Origin of the sequence: Methylobacterium sp. (assembly GCF_019745455.1) — a bacterium.
Classification (GTDB): domain Bacteria; phylum Pseudomonadota; class Alphaproteobacteria; order Rhizobiales; family Beijerinckiaceae; genus Methylobacterium.
The window spans coordinates 57,809-74,967 of the sequence record NZ_JAIETD010000121.1; the positions used below are offsets into that span (position 1 = coordinate 57,809).

18 protein-coding genes are annotated in these 17,159 nt (G+C 67.9%); 12 read left to right on the forward strand and 6 right to left on the reverse strand.

Annotated features, from left to right (window positions below; genetic code table 11):
- The first annotated feature begins 129 nt into the window (after nucleotides 1-129).
- The 8 genes from K2Y56_RS21575 (at nucleotide 130) to K2Y56_RS21610 (ending at nucleotide 7,281) form a co-directional block, all read left to right on the forward strand.
- Nucleotides 130-342: a hypothetical protein gene (locus tag K2Y56_RS21575; protein WP_292512568.1), complete on the forward strand. Its 213-nt coding sequence runs from the start codon at nucleotides 130-132 to the stop codon at nucleotides 340-342.
- 478 nt (nucleotides 343-820) lie between these two features.
- Complete coding sequence (locus tag K2Y56_RS21580) at nucleotides 821-1,600, forward strand: DUF4394 domain-containing protein (protein ID WP_292512571.1); 780 nt, start codon at nucleotides 821-823, stop codon at nucleotides 1,598-1,600.
- 60 nt (nucleotides 1,601-1,660) lie between these two features.
- Nucleotides 1,661-2,200, forward strand: coding sequence for a sigma-70 family RNA polymerase sigma factor (locus K2Y56_RS21585; RefSeq protein WP_292512574.1), 540 nt, complete (start codon nucleotides 1,661-1,663; stop codon nucleotides 2,198-2,200).
- Nucleotides 2,197-2,964 carry an anti-sigma factor gene (locus K2Y56_RS21590; RefSeq protein WP_292512577.1) on the forward strand — a complete coding sequence of 256 codons (768 nt, stop codon included), beginning with the start codon at nucleotides 2,197-2,199 and terminating at the stop codon, nucleotides 2,962-2,964. The genes K2Y56_RS21585 and K2Y56_RS21590 overlap by 4 nt, the downstream gene beginning before the upstream one ends.
- A 513-nt stretch (nucleotides 2,965-3,477) precedes the next feature.
- Entirely contained in the window at nucleotides 3,478-4,188 is a 711-nt protein-coding gene (locus K2Y56_RS21595) for a TIGR04282 family arsenosugar biosynthesis glycosyltransferase (protein ID WP_292512580.1), read from the forward strand.
- Nucleotides 4,185-5,492 carry a glycosyltransferase 87 family protein gene (locus tag K2Y56_RS21600; protein ID WP_292512582.1) on the forward strand — a complete coding sequence of 436 codons (1,308 nt, stop codon included), beginning with the start codon at nucleotides 4,185-4,187 and terminating at the stop codon, nucleotides 5,490-5,492. Before K2Y56_RS21595 ends, K2Y56_RS21600 begins: the two co-directional genes overlap by 4 nt.
- Entirely contained in the window at nucleotides 5,489-6,562 is a 1,074-nt protein-coding gene (locus K2Y56_RS21605) for a radical SAM protein (protein WP_292512585.1), read from the forward strand. The genes K2Y56_RS21600 and K2Y56_RS21605 overlap by 4 nt, the downstream gene beginning before the upstream one ends.
- Nucleotides 6,559-7,281 (forward strand): glycosyltransferase family 2 protein, encoded by a 723-nt coding sequence (locus tag K2Y56_RS21610; protein WP_292512588.1) that lies wholly within the window; start codon nucleotides 6,559-6,561, stop codon nucleotides 7,279-7,281. The genes K2Y56_RS21605 and K2Y56_RS21610 overlap by 4 nt, the downstream gene beginning before the upstream one ends.
- A 34-nt stretch (nucleotides 7,282-7,315) precedes the next feature.
- On the opposite strand, the gene K2Y56_RS21615 is transcribed toward K2Y56_RS21610, so the two are convergent.
- The 5 genes from K2Y56_RS21615 to K2Y56_RS21635 all read right to left on the reverse strand — a co-directional run bounded on the left by K2Y56_RS21615 (nucleotide 7,316) and on the right by K2Y56_RS21635 (nucleotide 12,134).
- The gene (locus K2Y56_RS21615; protein WP_292512591.1) at nucleotides 7,316-7,978 is read right to left on the reverse strand and encodes a DoxX family protein; all 663 of its coding nucleotides are present in this window, start codon (nucleotides 7,976-7,978) and stop codon (nucleotides 7,316-7,318) included.
- 31 nt (nucleotides 7,979-8,009) lie between these two features.
- Nucleotides 8,010-9,566: an ABC transporter permease gene (locus K2Y56_RS21620; protein WP_292512594.1), complete on the reverse strand. Its 1,557-nt coding sequence runs from the start codon at nucleotides 9,564-9,566 to the stop codon at nucleotides 8,010-8,012.
- Nucleotides 9,563-10,243 carry an ATP-binding cassette domain-containing protein gene (locus tag K2Y56_RS21625; RefSeq protein WP_055950203.1) on the reverse strand — a complete coding sequence of 227 codons (681 nt, stop codon included), beginning with the start codon at nucleotides 10,241-10,243 and terminating at the stop codon, nucleotides 9,563-9,565. The genes K2Y56_RS21620 and K2Y56_RS21625 overlap by 4 nt, the downstream gene beginning before the upstream one ends.
- A gap of 17 nt (nucleotides 10,244-10,260) precedes the next feature.
- Nucleotides 10,261-11,169 (reverse strand): putative selenate ABC transporter substrate-binding protein, encoded by a 909-nt coding sequence (locus K2Y56_RS21630; RefSeq protein ID WP_366849276.1) that lies wholly within the window; start codon nucleotides 11,167-11,169, stop codon nucleotides 10,261-10,263.
- Nucleotides 11,170-11,291: 122 nt separating this feature from the next.
- Nucleotides 11,292-12,134, reverse strand: a complete 843-nt coding sequence (locus K2Y56_RS21635; RefSeq protein WP_292512603.1) for a class I SAM-dependent methyltransferase — start codon at nucleotides 12,132-12,134, stop codon at nucleotides 11,292-11,294.
- Nucleotides 12,135-12,228: 94 nt separating this feature from the next.
- On the opposite strand from K2Y56_RS21635, the gene K2Y56_RS21640 reads away from it, so the two are divergent.
- From K2Y56_RS21640 to K2Y56_RS21655, 4 genes are all read left to right on the forward strand, one after another.
- Nucleotides 12,229-13,290: a radical SAM protein gene (locus K2Y56_RS21640; RefSeq protein ID WP_292512606.1), complete on the forward strand. Its 1,062-nt coding sequence runs from the start codon at nucleotides 12,229-12,231 to the stop codon at nucleotides 13,288-13,290.
- Nucleotides 13,283-14,086, forward strand: a complete 804-nt coding sequence (locus K2Y56_RS21645) for a TIGR01459 family HAD-type hydrolase (protein WP_292512609.1) — start codon at nucleotides 13,283-13,285, stop codon at nucleotides 14,084-14,086. The genes K2Y56_RS21640 and K2Y56_RS21645 overlap by 8 nt, the downstream gene beginning before the upstream one ends.
- Nucleotides 14,087-14,155: 69 nt before the next feature.
- Nucleotides 14,156-15,205: a selenide, water dikinase SelD gene (gene selD / locus K2Y56_RS21650; protein WP_055950194.1), complete on the forward strand. Its 1,050-nt coding sequence runs from the start codon at nucleotides 14,156-14,158 to the stop codon at nucleotides 15,203-15,205.
- A gap of 3 nt (nucleotides 15,206-15,208) precedes the next feature.
- Nucleotides 15,209-16,018, forward strand: a complete 810-nt coding sequence (locus tag K2Y56_RS21655) for a nucleoside phosphorylase (protein WP_244477230.1) — start codon at nucleotides 15,209-15,211, stop codon at nucleotides 16,016-16,018.
- On the opposite strand, the gene senA is transcribed toward K2Y56_RS21655, so the two are convergent.
- Nucleotides 16,015-17,159: selenoneine synthase SenA (senA, locus tag K2Y56_RS21660; protein WP_292512614.1), on the reverse strand; the 1,145-nt coding region annotated here is incomplete at its 5' end. The genes K2Y56_RS21655 and senA overlap by 4 nt on opposite strands.

The window sequence follows — 17,159 nt, forward strand, 5'->3', positions numbered from 1 at the left end:
CAGCACGCGCCCGCACGGCGGCGGTCGACCCGGATGGGGCGGGTTAGTTTGTGAATGGCTCGTCGACGTCAGTCGCGATCGTGTCCGTCAGGGGTGCGTGACACACGACCATGACGGTAGACGCGTTCGATGATCCTGCTGAGTGATCTTCAGCCCTGGTTTGGCACACATGGAACGTTCCCTACGAAGTCGATGAGGGTAACGGTTGCCGTCGTTCGGGCCTTCGATTGCCCTTCCGCCGAACCTCGCACAGATTCGAAAAAGATCGAGGGTAAAAAAATCCTTAATCAAAAGGAAAAACCCATCGGCGAAGGATTTTTCCTCATGCGGGTGCGAGCATGAATATATCAAACGGCGTAATTCAATTGGTGGCCGAGCCAAGAAAGATACGCTGGCACGCCGTACTTCCCGCAAACGGCGGCTCGCGCTTCTGAGTAGGGTATCAGCGGACCTTCGGTCGAGTTTGATCATCTCGATCAGCCTTGCCCAAAGCGAGCCGATCCGGTCGATACGATGTCGAAGCGATTCATGCCCATCGGAGCGAAGCCAGAAGATCCAAGTTATTTGGCCGGCTGGCTCTGTGAACCCCATCCGGTCAACGTCCGGTCCAACAACATCCCAATCCAAAAGCAGTCAGGCGGCATTCCACCCTCAGCGGTCCTCCCGCTTGCGACCCAATTATGTCGTAGCCGACACTTAGAGTGGCTCTTGAAAGCGGACGGTCCGCTGGAGGGCGAAAAAACCTGACATCCGCTGCATCCGATCCTCCGGCTCATGGCTAGCGCTCTTGATGCCGCCTTCGCGGCAGATGGAGAACGCCATGCGACTGAGCCTCATCGCCGTTACACTGCTGGCTGGCACCTGTCTTGGAACCGCCGCGCGTGCCGAGACCGTTGCGGCACTCGTCGGCGATGCCACGCTGGCGCATGTCGACACGGCTGCGAAGAAGGTCACGAAGACGGTGACGATCACCGGGATCGGCGGCAGCGTCCTCGGCATCGACGTGCGGCCGGCCGACGGCATGCTCTACGCCGTGATCTCAGATGGCAGCGTCGTCACTATCGATCCGATGTCCGGCAAGGCCACGGCCAAGTCGAAGCTCGACACGATGCTGGCCGCCGGCACCGCGGCAACGGTCGACTTCAATCCCGTCGCCGACCGCCTGCGCATCATCGGTTCGGACGGCACCAACCTCCGCGCCAATGTCGATGACGGCAAGGTCACGAAGGACGGCCAGCTCAAGTTTGCCGAGACCGACACCATGAAGGGCAAGACCCCGAAGGTGACGGCTGGCGCCTACACCAATGCCTTCAAAGGCACGAAGGAGACGGCCCTGTTCGACATCGACGCTGCTGGCGCGCTGCTGAAGCAGGCTCCGCCGAATGACGGCATCCTGAACACCGTCGGCATGCTCGGCATGTCGGGCGAGGCCGTGGCCTTCGACATCCTGTCCGATGGCCAGGGCGGGAACCAGGCCTGGGCAATGGCCGGCGACACACTCTACAAGGTGGATCTCGCGACCGGGAAGGGCGAGATGGCCGCCAAGATCACGGGCGTGTCCGGCAAGGTCCGTGACATCGCCATTCTCCCCAAGATGTAGCATCGCTCCGCCACTGCAGGACCGGCCCGACGGCCGGTCCTTCCAATCGCCGGGAGGATCATGGAGCCGTTCGATCACGCCGCCGCGTTGGAAGGCTGCGCTCGGGGGGATCCGGCGTCGCTGCGGCGCCTCTACGACCAGGAGGCCGGGTTCCTGCTCGCCGTCGCGCTCAGGATCGTGCGGCGGCGTGATGTTGCGGCCGACGTCTTGCACGATGCCATCATGGACATGTGGGAGCGCGCCGGCACCTTCGACCGCAGTCGCGGCGCGGGCCGTGCCTGGATCACCAGCATCGTGCGACACCGCGCGCTCAAACACATCCGGGTCGTCGGTCGGGAGACGCATCTCGACGCGGCCGCGGCGACAGAGGTCGCGGACGACGCACCCGATCCATTCGCCATCCTGGCGACGTCGCAGGACGGTACACGCCTCCATAATTGCCTTGCGCAGCTTGGTGCAGAAAGGCGGGCGGTGATCCTGCTCGCCTATGTCGATGGACTGTCGCAGTCCGAGATCGCCGAGCGACTGGAGGCACCGCTCGGGACCGTGAAGGCATGGGTCCGCCGCAGCCTCATCGCCTTGAAGGAGTGCCTGTCATGATCCCGAGCCAGCCGGAAGACCGTGACGTCTTGGCGGGCGAATACGTCCTCGGCCTGCTCGATTCCGCCGCCATGGCGGAGGTCGAGCGGGCCCTCGGTTCGGATGCGGATCTGGCCCGCCGCATCGCCTTCTGGGAAGAGCGGCTGCTGCCGGCCTCCGCGGCCGTCGGGAAGGCCGATGTCGATCCGGCGCAATGGGCGCGGATCGAGCAGGCCCTCGCGACGCGCCGGCAGGCGCTCGGCCCGACCGCGGCGCCCGCCCTCACACGGCCCCGAGGCGGGATGTTGCGGGCGGCGTGGCGGAGCCCTGCGCTGTGGCGGGCCACCACGGGGCTCGCCACGGCCGCCGCGATCGTTCTGGCGATCCTGCCGAGCCGCGTCCCGGCGCCGGCCGAGAGCCCGACGCGGTACTACGCGATCCTGCAGAGTCGCGACGCCTCCGGGCAGGAGAGCGGACCGGGATGGCTCATCCAGGTTGCCCAGAACGGCACCGTGCGGTCCCTGCCGCTGGCTGACGTGCGGCCGGGAAGCGGGCGCGCGTTGCAGCTCTGGACCCTGTGGGATCAGGCGCGCGGCCCCGTTTCCCTCGGCGTGCTGCCCCCGGGCGGAGCGATCCGTCTGCCGCCCGAGCGGCTGGAAGCCATCGGCGACGGGCAGCTTTTCGAGATCACGCTGGAGCCCGAGGCGGGCTCGCCCATCGGTCGCCCGACGGGCCGGATCCTGTTCATCGGCCGCGCGAAAGGGGCGGCGACGCAGGCCCTGTAACGGGGCGATCGCAGTGCTCGAAGGACTTCAGTCGCGTTCGAGACGCGCTGCAACAGCTCTGGGCCGTCGTTTCCGTCACATTCCGATCCGAAGCGAACCATCGCAAAGTCACCCGATCCGATCCTATGGCGGAAGGCCCCGTCCCGACCCGAACCAGTCGTTGTCGGTTCTTCTAAAATGGCTCCAGAGTAGACAGTTTCAGGCGTTGGGAGACCGAGAATAAAAACTCGCTTCGACTGCTCTGTATGAAGCGAGCCGCGGAGCTTCAAGCGTGCCGGCTAACGTGGCGGAGGTGCGTTAAAATTAGCCGAGCAGGTACCCACCCCGAAGTTCCGACGATTGATCGCTGTCTGTCACCCCGCGTCAGGCTTACGACAGATAAAAGCCGTTGGACCTGACTTTGTGATTTGGCTTCCTGCACCGGATGCCGTCTGTTTTCGCCCGGCACGCAGCGTACCAGATCTAACGCGCTCGAATGACGTCGGTGCGGAGATGGGTGGGAGTCAAGGACGCATGAGCGCAGCGCTTGGGATCATGTGCAAGGCCCCGCATCCTGGCCGAACCAAGACACGGCTCGCCGCCTTTCTCGGTGCGGAGCGCGCGGCCCGCCTCTCCGGATGCTTCCTCAAGGATGTCGCCCAGGCTGTACTCGCAGTCCCGGACGCCTTGGGAAGCCAGGGCTATGGGGTCTACGCGCCGGCCGGAAGCGAGGCGGAGCTTGAGGAGATCCTACCGCCTTCCTTTCGGCTCCTCCTCCAGGACGGCAATGATTTTGGACTCGTCCTCGGCTCGGCAGTGCAGCGGCTGCTGGGCGAGGCAGGCCATGACTGCGTCGTGCTGATCAATTCCGATTCCCCGACCTTGCCAGTGGCGCTCCTCACGACCGCGATCACGGCTCTGCGGCGACCGGGTGACAGGGTCGTGCTCGGGCCCGCAATCGATGGAGGCTACACCTTGATCGGGCTGAAGCGCGATCACCCCGAACTCTTCGCCGAAATCCCTTGGAGCACGGGCGAGGTACTGCGCCTGACTCTGGAACGGGCTGCCGGGATCGCCCTCGCGGTCGAGATGCTGCCGCTCTGGTACGACATCGACGACCTGGAGACGTTCCGGGTACTGCAGGCGGAGGTTGCCGGAACGCCGCCGGCCTTTGCACCGCCTGGCCTCATCGGTGGACCGGCCAAGGAGACCCGCGCGATGCTGGCGGAATGGCCGGAGCCATGATCGCAACCCCAGGGCTCGCCCGGCGCCTCGTCCTGCTCGGCCTCGCCGGGACCGTGCTGGTCGGCCTCGGGATGCCCGTGCTCCAGAGCCTCGGCGACAACGCTTTCCTACTGCTCGTCGTCGCTGGCGGGGTGATCGCGGCCCTGGGCGCACGTCTGGATGGCATCGAGGGGCGCCGGGCGCTCATCGTCATTATCGGCATTGGCCTCGCCATGCGGATGCTCGCGCTGCCCGCGCCTCCGATCCTGTCCACGGACGTCTTCCGCTACGTCTGGGACGGGCTCGTGCAGGGCGCGGGCATCAACCCCTATCGCTACGTTCCGGCCGATCCGGCGCTCGCAGCCCTACGCCCGGCGGCGGTCTATCAGTTCATCAACCGCGCCGATTACGCGGTGACCATCTATCCTCCAGTGGCGCAGGCGTTCTTTTTTCTGGTCACCCGCCTGTCGGAGAGCCCCCTCGCGATCAAGCTCGCGCTCGTGGCCTGCGAGGGGGCGACCTTGCTGGCGCTCATCGGCCTGCTGCGCCTCACCGGACAGCCGCCGACGCGGGTGGCGGCCTATGCTTGGCACCCGCTGCCGGTCTGGGAGATCGCCGGCCAGGGCCATGTCGACGGGCTGATGATCGCCCTGATGATGCTCGGCCTGTGGCTCGCCCTCATCGTCGGACGGCGCTACGGGGGCGCGGGCGCCGTCGTGCTGGCGGCCCTTGTCAAGCCCTTCGCCCTCATCGCCCTGCCGGGCCTGTGGCGGCCGTGGGACTGGCGCATGATTGCGCTCGTGCCCGTCGTCGTCGCGGTGGCCTATTTGCCCTACCTGTCCGTCGGACGCGGCGTGCTCGGCTTCCTCGCCACAGGCTACGTTCAGGAGGAAGGTCTGGCCTCTGGCTGGGGCTTCACTCTGCTGCGGCTCTGGCGTTTTTCCGCGGGTGAATGGCCGCACGACACCGGGATCTATCTCGGCCTCTGCCTTGCAATCCTGGCGGCCCTGGCCCTGAGAACCGGTTTCCGAAGGGACCGCACACCAGAGCGGAGCCTGCGCGACATCAATCTTTCGATCGTGATGTTACTATTCCTGCTCTCGCCCGAATTCCCCTGGTATCTGTTGATGGCGGTGCCGTTCTTGAGCATCGCCGCGACGCTTCCAGGCTGGGCTCTGACGGTGGGAGGCTTTGTGCTCTACGATGTCGTTCCCGGCGATCCGCAGCTCTCTTACGACGACCGCTCGGCGATCCTCGCCGCCCTGGTCTTGGCCGCCGCTCTGGCGCAGGCGGCCTTCACGCGACGATCGGGAACCTACCGATGACAAGCGTCACTGCCACATCCCACCCGGCTGTCGACCCGCGCCGCTACCACGAGGCGGCGCCGAAGTCGGTAGAAGCCTTCGTCGAACGACCGCCAGTCTGCCTCTACCTGGAGGTGACGAACCGCTGCAACCTGCTCTGCACCACATGCCCGCGCACCTATGTCGAGCTTGAACCGCCGGCCGACATGAGCTGGGAGCTGTTCACGCGCATCGTGGACCAGGTGCCGGATCTCAGCCGGGCCGTGCTGCACGGGGTCGGCGAGCCAATGCTGGTCAAAGACCTGCCCCGGATGGTCCGCTACCTCAAGGATCGCGGCACCTACGTCCTGTTCAACACCAACGGCACGGTGCTGTCGGAGAAGAACGGCCGCGCCCTGATCGAGGCAGGGCTCGACGAGCTCCGCGTCTCGCTCGATGCGTCAACGCGGGCGTCCTACATCACGGTGCGCGGTAAGGACTACTTCGAGCGGATCCTGAAGAACGTCCGGGCCTTTCGGGCCATGCAGGAGCGCGAGGGTCACGCCAAGCCTCGGGTCTCGGCTTGGCTCACCGGCCTCAAGGAGACCCTGCCCGAGCTTCCCGCCTTCGTGCGTGTGGCGGCCGAGACCGGCGTGAAGGAGGTTTACCTGCAGCGCCTCGTCTATTTCGAGGAGGATGCCATCGGCATGGCGCGGCCCGACCAGGCACTCTACGAGCGCATGGAGGCGGATGAGGCTCACTACCTCGCGGAGGCCGAGGCGGTGGCCGCCGAGCTTGGGCTCACCTTCTCGGCCTCGGGCGCGGCGAGCGAGCCCGGCATGAGCCTTAAGCGCGACGACGACGGGTCGCCCTGGTCGCTCTGCCGACGACCCTGGAACGTGATGTACTTCACCGCGAATGGCCGGGCGCTTCCGTGCTGCATCGCTCCGTTCTCGCAGCGCGGCTACGAGAACTACACGCTGGGCGACGCCACGCAGGACAGCCTGCGGGCGATCTGGAACGGCGTCGCCTACACTGATTTCCGCACGGCGCTGCTCTCCGACACGCCGCCGCAGGCCTGCGGCAATTGCGGACTGCGCTGGAGCCTATGAGCGCTACCTCCTTCGTCACTGCGATCGTGCCCTGCCTCGACGAGGAGACGGCGATCGTGGGCGTCGTCGCCGGGCTGCTGGCGTATGGGGCCGACGCGGTCATCGTCGTCGATGGCGGCTCGCGGGACACGACCGCCGCGCGTGCCGCGAGCGCCGGCGCGCGGGTCCTCGTGGAGCCGCGCCGCGGCTACGGCCGGGCGATCCAGGCGGGCATCGCCGCGATGGCGCCGGAGACCCGCATCGTCCTGTTCGTCGACGGAGACGGCAGCGACCGACTCGACCGCGTCCCGGACCTGCTCGAGCCGATCCACACGGGCCGCGCCGATTTCGTGCACGGCTCCCGAGTCCGCGGTGCGCGCGAGCCGGGCGCCATGAGCCCGCAGCAGATCGTGGCCGGACACCTCGCCGGGTGGCTGCTGCGCCTGACCTACGGCGCCCGCTTCACCGACATGTCCCCGTTCCGCGCCATCCGTCGCGACGCCCTGGCGCGCCTCGGCATGCGCGACGAGACCTACGGTTGGAACCTCGAGATGCTGATGCGGGTCGCCGCGGCGCGCCTGCGCTGCGAGGAGATCGCGGTCGGGCAGCGGCCTCGGCAGGGCGGCGCCTCCAAGGTCTCCGGCGACTGGCGCGTCGGACTGCGCGCCGCCTGGATCATCGGCACGACCTTTCTGCGCCTCTCACGCGGACTCGCCGGCGAAAGACGTCCCCGCGAATAACTTGTGCAAGGGACGCCCCGCCGGGTGAGCGCTCTCAGGTAGCGAAGCGCACGAAGCGCGCCGTCCAGCCCGTGGTCAGGCCCGGCGGAAAGCGGCGGCGCAGATCCGCATCGAGGCCGAGGCTGCGACCGGCGCCGAAGACGCTGAACAGGCCCATGAGACCGGCCAGGAAGACGTAGGTCCATGGCCATTCCTGCGGGTGCAGGTACAGGCCAAGCCAGAGCTGCGCCACGAACATCACGCCGATGGCGCCGGTGATCCGCACGCCGAGACCGAGGAGCAGGGAGGCCGCGAAGGTGAGTTCGGTGAGGAAGACGAAGATGTCGAGGATGTAGAAGTTCGGTGTTGGAAGAAGGACGTTCCTGACCAGATCGCGATGGATCTGGAAGGCGGCGTTCGTCACCTCCTCGCCGGTCCAGAAATACAAGCCGTTCTCGGTGGAGAAGAACGGCAGCTTCCAGAGCATGCCCTGGAACCACATGGCTCCGACCAGGGCACGCAGCACCCACATCGTGAGATCGCGTCCAGAGCGCTGCGTCGGGTCCTCGATCCATTCGCGCAGCGCGATGAGGACGCTGGCCATGACCAGCAGCGCGAAGCAGGCGACCACGAGCCAGCGCCCGAGGCCGAGGCCGAGCTGGTCGCTCTGCTGTCCGAGGAAGAAGGCCCACGTGTCGGTGAAGGGGTCGGTTCGCATGAGCCTGATCCTGGATTGAGGGGCGTGTCCGTCAGGAGCAGACCGGACGGAGCGGTCCGGCCGAAACACCATTCACGGGCTCCGAGAGGCGGGTCGGCAGTTCGGCGAGGCGCAAGGACCGGCGCAGCGCCCGGGACAGGGCATCCACCACGGCCGTCAGCAGGGCGGTGGCGACGATCAGCATCACGGCGACGTCGAGGCGCAACTCAGAGATCGCGGCGTCGACATAGAAGCCGAGCGTCGCCACCCCGAGGATGCCGAAGATCGCGCTCTCGCGCAGGATCAGCTCCCACCGGTAGAGCAGGTAGGCCAGGAACTGCCCGTAGAGCCGGGGCACCGTCTCGTAGGCGTAGAGATCAAGGCCGGACGGCGCGTCCACCCGGTAGGGCAGGCCGTCGGCGTGACGGCCCATCAGGTAGCCGACGATGCCGGCATTGTGGATCGTCAGCGCCAGGATCGCCGGCAGCATCGACGGGCCGAGCAGCTGCAGCAGCACGTAGGCCAGCATGTATTCCGGCGTCGAGCGAACGACTACCAAGAGGACGCGCCCGAAGGGCTGGCCGATCGACCCGGCGAACCGGCGCGAGACCAGGGGGAACAGGAGCAGCGCACCGATGGCAGTGGCCACCAGCGCCACCTGCGCGAGGACCAGGGTCTGGAACGCGCCGGGCAGGATCTGCTGCGTGAGGATGGGCCGAAACCAGGCTCCCATCCGTGCCCAGGTCTCGGGATCGAGGAGGGCGCCGGAGCGAAGCGGGCTCGGGACGATGTCGTGGCTCACGAACCGTCTGAGGCTGGCGAGCCAGTTCGTCGTGCCGATGGTCTTCGGAAGCGCAAGGACGCTGGCGACAAGAAGGACGGGCAGAGTCGAGAGCCGCATCCAGAGGCGGCGCGAGCCGATCAGGGCATAGAAAACGAGGAGCAGGGCCCCGGCCTCGGCGTAGCGGCCCTGGCGAAAGGCGGATTCGAGGTAGAAGCCCATGGTCGGAAGGCCGATGAAGCCGAGCACCAGGGTCGAGCGCATGGCGCATTCGAAGCGGTAGAGCGTGTAGTGCCGGAAGGCCACCGCAACGTCCGGCAGGCGGCCATAGGCGAAGGCGGAGAGCGCCCCGGTTCCCTCGGGCAGCACCCGCAGGGCCGAGAGGTCCGCCTCCTCGATGATCTCGGAATAGACCTTGGCGCAGATGCCCGCATAGGGCAGCGCGATGGCGAGGATGCCGGTGGTGGCCGAGAGGCCGAACACCTGCATGAGCAGCAGGGCCCAGAACAGTTCGTGCACCGAGCGCAAACCCGCGCAGAGCAGGCGCACGCTGCGGGATTGCGCGAAGGGAATCGCCAGGACGAAGCCGGCACCAGCCCCCAGCGTCACCCCCAGGATGGCGAATGCGATGGTGTAGACGACGCTCCAAACTTCGACAGAGCGGAGGTCGGGATGAATTAGGCCGCCAAGCAGGCGCTGGAGATCGGCCCAGGGGTGGAGGCTGGTAACGGCGAGATCGGCGGCGAGCAGCGCCGCCACCGCGCCTCCGACGAACCAGCGGGTCACCGCCGCGTAGCCCCAGCCGGGGATCAACCGAAGGGCGTTCACGCGGCCTGCCCGTAGAACGGCACGAGGGCCGATTCGTCGAGGTGGCGGGCGGGTGCATCGAGCACGATCCGCCCGGCATCGAGCACCACGATCCGGTCCGTATGCGCGAGCGCCAGAGCGATGTCGTGAAGCGCCAGCACCAGGGTGCGGTGGCGCGCGGCGAGCCGCTCGAGGACGAGGCCGCCCTGAAGACGGTCGAGGGCCGAGACGGGTTCGTCGCCGATCAGGATCGGGCGCCCGTTATAGAGCGCGCGCGCTACCGAGACGCGCTGCTGCTGGCCGCCCGACAAAGCGCCGGCCTTGGCCCGAAGCTCGTCCGCGAGCCCGACCTCGCCCAGCACCGCGCGGATTTCAGCAAGGTCGGCGCGGCCCGGGAAGGCCAGGGTGCGCAGGTTGTGCAGGGTCGAGCGCCGATCGAGCCGGCCCATGTAGACGTTGTGGAAGACCGACAGCGTTCGGACCAGCGCCGCCGCCTGCGGGATCAGGGCGACGCGGGCGCGCGCCTGGGCGTGGATCAGGCCGAGGAGGGTGGACTTGCCGGCGCCGGAGCGCCCCATCAGTGCGACCCGCTCGCCTGAGCGGATGGTCAGGTCCACGCCGTGCAGCACCGGCCTGCCATCATAGGCCGCCCGGGCACCCGAGAGCACGATCTCCGCTTCGGGCTCGGTGAGGGACACGGCGGCGCGCTCTCGGCTCAGTCCAGCAGGCCCGTGGATTTCGCCACGCGCTCCACCGGCTCGTAGGCGGCATTGGTCACGGGGATGAACTTGGATCGCGCGAAGGGGGCGAGGATGGCCGGATCGGTGATGCCGATCAGGGCCGCCTTAAGCTTGTCTGTGAAGCCGGCGCCGTAGATCGCATCGACGTCGCCGCGCACGGTCCACTGGTAGTCGGGAAAAGGCGGGCTCTCCCAGATTATGCTGACGTCCTTCGGGTCGACCCTGCCGGCCTTCGTGTCGAGGTCCCAGACCGAGTAATCGACTGCGCCGACCTCGAAGGCGCCAGACTGGACGAGTTGGATCGTGCGGCTGTGGTCGCCGGAGAAACCCACACGGGGGAACACCTCCTCGGGCGTCTTGCCGGGGAACGCCTCGCGGATGAAGTATTCCGGCATCAGCCGGCCCGAGGTCGAGGCCCGAGAACCGAAGGTGAAGGTCTTGCCCGCGATCTCCTTCGGGAAATCCGCCGACTTCGTCAGGCCGGTCTTGGTGTTGGCGATGAGGTAGGTCTTGAAGGCGGCGTCCTCGGCGCCCTGCGCGATGGCTTGCGCCCCGGGCGAGGCCTTGCGGGCCTGCACCCCGGTGAAGCCGCCGAACCAGGCGAGCTGAACCTGGCCGTTGGTGAAGGCCGTCACCGCCGCCGGATAGTTCTTCACGGGGATGTAGGTCACGGGCACGCCGAGCTTGCCCTCGAGATAGGTCGCGACCTTGCCGAAGCGCTCGACGAGGCGGCTCTCGTCCTGGTCGGGAATGCCGGTGAAGACGAAGGCCGGCTTGGCGCGCTCCTGCGCTCCTGCCGTGCCGGACACGAGCAGGCATCCCAGGCCCAGTAGCAGCGACCCGCTCAACGTCCGTCTCAGCATCGACCGTCCCCCGACTCTCATGCGGCATTGTACGATGCCACGCGGGCACCGATGTCCAATCAATTGACGGCTATTGCGGGCGCGACGGTACGAAGCCCGACGAACCCTGTTGATGAATCTCTTCGCGCCGAGCGGTCGCCGGGTTACAGGCCCGGTGTCCGGTTCTGATCCGGCGCTCGGCCGAGGGCTAGGAAGGCCACGGCCCGAAGGGCGACCGGCCCGTCGCCCTGGTCCCGCCGCAGATCCTCCGCGAAGCGAGCTAGCACCACTTCCCGGTCGCGGCCCTGCGCATCGAGCATCGCGGCGAGGCCGGGGGCGAAGGCGAGGTGCTCTGCGAGCCACGCTGCGGACCTGGCACGCAGATCCGCCTCGATGCGAACGATGCGATCGAGGGGCACCTCCGCCGCACCGAAGAGGGCTCGAAGGGTTGCCTCTTCGCGGAAGCGCAACTGGGCCGGGCCCTCCGCGGGCGGCGCCTGGGTGCCGCGAACCGCCGTCACCGCCGCGATCAGCCGGCTCACCAGTTCGTAGTTCTGCGGCTCGGTCCAGGTCACCACCGCGAGCGGGCCACCCGGGCGCACTACGCGGCCCATTTCGCGGAGGGCGCGAACCGGATCGGGGCAGAGGATGATCCCGAAGACTGACAGGGCCGCGTCACAGGCGCCATCGGCCAGCGCGAGGGCTTGCGCGTCCATCGCGGCCGCCCGCACCGGCTTTGCGCCGTCCCGGGCCCGCGCCCGGATGCGCGCGACCATGCCCTCGGCCGCGTCGATGGCGATGACGCGCGCGCCGCGGGACGCCGCCATCAGGGCGGCGCCGCCGGTTCCGGCGCCGACATCGAGGCAGAGTCCGCCGGGCGCGAGATCGAGGGCCTTTAGGGCGGCGTCGGCGAAGGCGTTGGTGAGGGGCTCAAACGCGGCCTCGTAGGCCTCGGCGAACGGGCTCCAGCGCGCGGGCTGCTGATCTTGCTGAAGATGTGATGTCACCGGGACGCTCCTCCGTGCGAAGGGTACCGTAACGTCCCGCGGCACGACACCGGTCATCCCGGATCGCCGGTCAGGATTAGACAGGAGAATATTCATGGCTCCGATGTCCTCGACGCCCGCCTTCCCGCCGGCGCTCCAAGTCGGCCCGGCCCCATCCTTCTCCCTCGGGATCGGACTGACCAACGAATGTAACCTCGCCTGCAGCTTCTGTTATCGCGATCCGGACCGGCTAGACCGGCTCGGTCCCGATCAGGTCCGCGCCGTGCTCGACAGCCTGCCGGTTCGGTCGGTCAATCTCGGCACCGGCGAGAACGGGATGCATCCCCAGTTCAGGCTGCTCCTCGACTTGCTGCGGGCCGAGCCGATCAAGCTCACGATCACCTCGAACGGGCATTCGATCGCGGTGATCGACGACGACGCGGTGCGGGCCTTCGCCGATGTCGAGTTCTCCATCGATTATCCCACCCGCGAGGAGCAGGACGCGCAGCGCGGCGCGGGCAACTGGGACCTCGTGATGACGCAGGCCGCGCGCTGCCGGGCGCTCGGCGTCGGCGTCACCTTCATCGCGGTGATGATGCGCACCAACTTCGATCGCCTCCACGAGATCGCCGCGATCGCCCGGGGCTTCGATGCGCCCCTGCGCATCAACGTCTACCAAGCGGTGCGCACCGACGCCTTCGCACTCACCTACGAGGAATACTGGAGCGGGTTCGCGCGGCTGTTCTCCGAGACCGACGTTATCGCCATTGGCGAACCCCTGGTCCGGGCGATGGCCGGCCTGCCGGCGCGCAAGGGCGGCTGTGGCGTCGGCACCGTCCGGGTGACTCCGCGGGCCACGGTGCAGCCCTGCGTGTACTGGGGCGGCACCGGCCAGAGCCTCGACACACTGCGCGAGACGGGCAGCGGCATCGTCGAGACGGCCCCCTTCGCGGCCGCCCGCGCCTTACCCGAGCCTTGCCGGGGCTGCGCACACGAAGATTCTTGCCACGGCGGCTGCGCCGGGCGCCGCCGCCTTATGGAGCGCCTCGATCAGGTCGACCCCTATTGCCCGATCGTGCGCGGCGAATCCCGGCCGCTCGCGATCAGCATGGCGCCTGCCCGCGAACTCCCGAAACTCGAGAGCGCCTGCACCACGATCGTTCAAGCGCGTGGCTGACGCGGTCGAAACCATCGTGGGCCTGGGCAGGATCGAGGGTCTCTACGCGGTCGTGCTGTGTGACGTGTTCGGCGTGCTTCACGATGCAACCGAGATCCGTCCCGCCGCCGTCGCCGCGCTCCGGACTTTCCGTGCGGGCGGCGGGACCGTGGTGCTCGTCTCTAATTCCTCCGAACCGCGCCCCCGGCTCGCCGAGACGCTCCGGGCCCGCGGCATTGCTCCCGAATACGACGCGCTCGTCACCTCGGCCGACATCGCCCGCATCCTCCTGGAGGAGCAGGTGCCGAAGCGAGTCCACCATATCGGGCCGGCGCGCGACCGTATCTTGTTCGACGGCCTTTCCGTGACTCTGACGGGGGTCGAATCGGCCGATCTGAGCGTCTGCACTGGCTATCCGGACCCGGACGACGACCTCGACGCGACCCTCGTCGTGGCACTCCAACGCGGCCATCTCTTGGTCTGCACCAACCCGGACACAAGTCTGATGGTGGACAGCACGCGCCTACGCTTTGCCGGCCTCGTGGCCGAGCGCTACCGCACCATCGGCGGTATCGTGATCGAGACGGGCAAGCCCGGCGGGCTGATCTACCGCGAGGCCCTTCGGCGTGCGGGCCAGGCACGCGAGCGCCCCATTACCCCTGGGGCAGTCCTCGGCATCGGCGATACCTGGGCCCTCGATGTGGTCGGTGCGCTCAAATGCGGCTTCGGGGCCATTCACATCGGCGCAGCGGAACCGCAAGAGCGTCCGCCGGACTGCCCGGGCCGCTTGTACCGGATGCCCGTTCTTGTCTGGTAGGCATGCCCTTGTCTGATAGGACGGCTCCGGATCATCATTTGTCAAAGCCCCCCGCCACAGGATTTTCCCATGGACATCCCTCCGGTTCGCCTGACCAGCCTCGCTCATGGTGGAGGGTGCGGTTGCAAGCTCGACCCCGAGGTGCTTCGCACGCTCCTCGCCGACCAGCCGGTGGCCGGCCCGTTCGAGCGCCTGCTCGTGGGCAACGAGACCGCCGACGATGCAGCCGTCTGGGCTCTCGATGACGGGACCTGCCTTATCGCCACCACGGACTTCTTCACGCCAATGGTGGACGATCCACACGATTTCGGCCGGATCGCCGCCACCAACGCGATCTCCGACGTCTACGCCATGGGCGGCAAGCCGATTCTGGCGCTCGCCATCCTGGGCATGCCGGTGGGCAAGATCGCGCCCGAGATTGTCGCCAAGATCCTGAAGGGCGGCGCCGCGACCTGCGCCGAGGCGGGCATTCCTATCGCGGGTGGCCATTCGATCGACACGCCGGAGCCGATCTACGGCTTGGCGGTGATCGGCCTCGCCGACCGCGCTCGGATCCGGCGCAACGCGGATGCGAAGGCCGGCGATGTGGCCATCCTCACGAAGCCCCTCGGCGTCGGCATCTATTCCGCTGCGATTAAGCGCGAGGCCCTGGACGATTCCGGCTACGCCGACTTCGTCGCCACCACGACACGGCTGAACAAGGTCGGGGCGGATCTGGCGGGTGACGCGGACGTGCACGCAATCACCGACATCACCGGCTTTGGCCTCCTCGGCCACGGGCTCGAACTCGCGCGCGGTGCCGGCCTGACCTTCGTCATCGAGGGCGGCGCGATCCCGCTCCTGCCCCGGGCCGAAGCGCTGGCGCGGGACGGGTTCGTCACCGGCGCCTCGCATCGCAACTGGGCGAGCTTCGGCGACCACGTCGCCCTGCCCGAGGATCTGCCGGACTGGCGCCGTCACATCCTGACCGACCCGCAGACGTCCGGCGGCCTGCTCGTGACCTGCACGCCCGAGCGCGCCGATGCGATCCTCGCACAGGTCCGAACTGCGGGCTTCGCGCAGGCCGCGATCGTCGGACGGTTCGAAGCCGGGCCCCCAGGGATCCGAGTTGAGGCCTGAGGCGTGGCGGTACCCCCGAGCGACGTGAAATCCGTCCCGATCCTGCGCGACAAGGCGCACGAGGCGGCCTCGGAGTTTACGCCCGAGAGCCTGCTGCGCGAGGCCAGGCGTCAGCGTGGTCTCAGGGAAGGCCGTGTGCCCGCCCTCTGCGTGCTCGACCCGGACGGTGACATCGTCCGCCACCTACAGGCCACGGGAGGTGCGCAGCGCGACCCGGACTGGGCCTGCTATCACAGCGAGTTGCACCGCTTCGTGGCTGGTGGGCGCGAATTCGGCATCATCGGCTGTGCGGTCGGTGCACCCTACGCGGTGCTGGTGGCCGAGCAGATGTTCGCCGCAGGATGCGAGCTCCTGATCAGCATCACCTCATCCGGCCAGATCACGCCGTTGCGGTCACCACCCTACTTCATTCTCATTGAAGCGGCCCTGCGTGACGAGGGCACGAGCTACCATTACCTCCCGGCCTCGGAGTTCGCACAGGCACCCGCTGAACTCGTCGCGGCGCTGGCCCCGGCCCTGACGGACGTCGGCGAGCCGGTGGAACGCGGCACGACCTGGACGACTGATGCACCTTACCGGGAGACGCAGGCAGCCATCGCAGCGGCCCGCGAGCGGGGCATTCTTGCCGTCGAGATGGAGGCCGCGGCGCTCTACGCCTTCGCGCAGGCTCGTGGACGACCGGTGCTGTGCTTCGCCCACGTTACCAATCAGATGGGTCAAGCCGGCGATTTCGAGAAAGGCGAGGCCAACGGTGCGACGGCGGCGCTCCGCCTCGTCGCGGCCGTGGCGAACGCGTGGTTCGCCGCACGCTAGAGTGCCACCGTTCGAAAGCCCGCGATCACGTCGCGACGCTCAGGGCCGAAAAAGTTGCGATAGGCGGTGTCGACCATGCGCGAGCGCGTGACCCAGGCGCCGCCGCGCAGGACCTTGCGGGTGCCGAAGGCGGGCTCGGAATACTCTTTGTAGGCGTCCGGCGCGAAGCCAGGGAAGGGCAGGAACGGGCTCGCCGTCCATTCCCAGACGTTGCCGAGCATCTGCCGGCAGCCCCAGGCGCTGTCGCCCGCGGGATATGCGGCGACATCGACGCAGCCGAGATGACCGCCGTCGAGATTGGCGAGGTCCGGTGCCGGTGCCGCCTCGCCCCAGGGATAGGCACGCTTTCCCGCTCCGAGCGTCCCGTCGCTGGCCGGTGCTCCGGCGGCGGCGGCTTCCCACTCCGCCTCCGTTGGCAGGCGTCGCCCCGCCCAACGGCAATAGGCGTTGGCCTCGTGCCAGTTGACGTGAACGACCGGCTCGTCGGGGGCGAGGGGCTCCTCGCGGTCGAAGCGTCGGATCATCCAATCCCTCGCGCCGTCCCGCGTCCAGTAGACCGGATGCGCGGCTCCGTAGTCGTCGCGCCAGCGCACGCCCTCCACGTCCCAATGGGCGTCCTCATGGTAGCCGCCATCCGCCACGAAGGATGAGAATTCTGCGTTCGTCACCGGAGCGCGGGCGATGCGAAACGGCGCCACGGCGACCGGATGCGCCCATTTCTCGTTATCGAAAACGAAGCCGCCCCCGGGCTCGGATCCGAGCCGCCAGGTGCCTCCACCGACGGTGACGTCGCCGGGCCAGGAGCCGGAGCCAGTGTGCTCCACCGAGGCTGACGCGGCGAAGATCGGCGCCGGGTAACCGAGGGTCTGGCGTGTGTAGGTGAAGGCCTCGTCGTGCATGTCCTCGTGGAAGGTCACGAGTTGATAGAGTTCGGCCTCCTCGGGCGTGGGCGCGCGTCCGTCGAGCCGGCGCACCAGCGCTTCCTGGACCTGCATCATGTAGCCCAGCGTCTCGGGCAGCGGCATTAGCGGGATTGACCAGCGCGTCCCATGGGGCACCCGGGCGGAATCGTAGAGCGCATCGGCTTCCGCGTTCAGCGGTGGATGTCCGTCGAGGCCGCGCAGGATGAACTGTTCGTGAA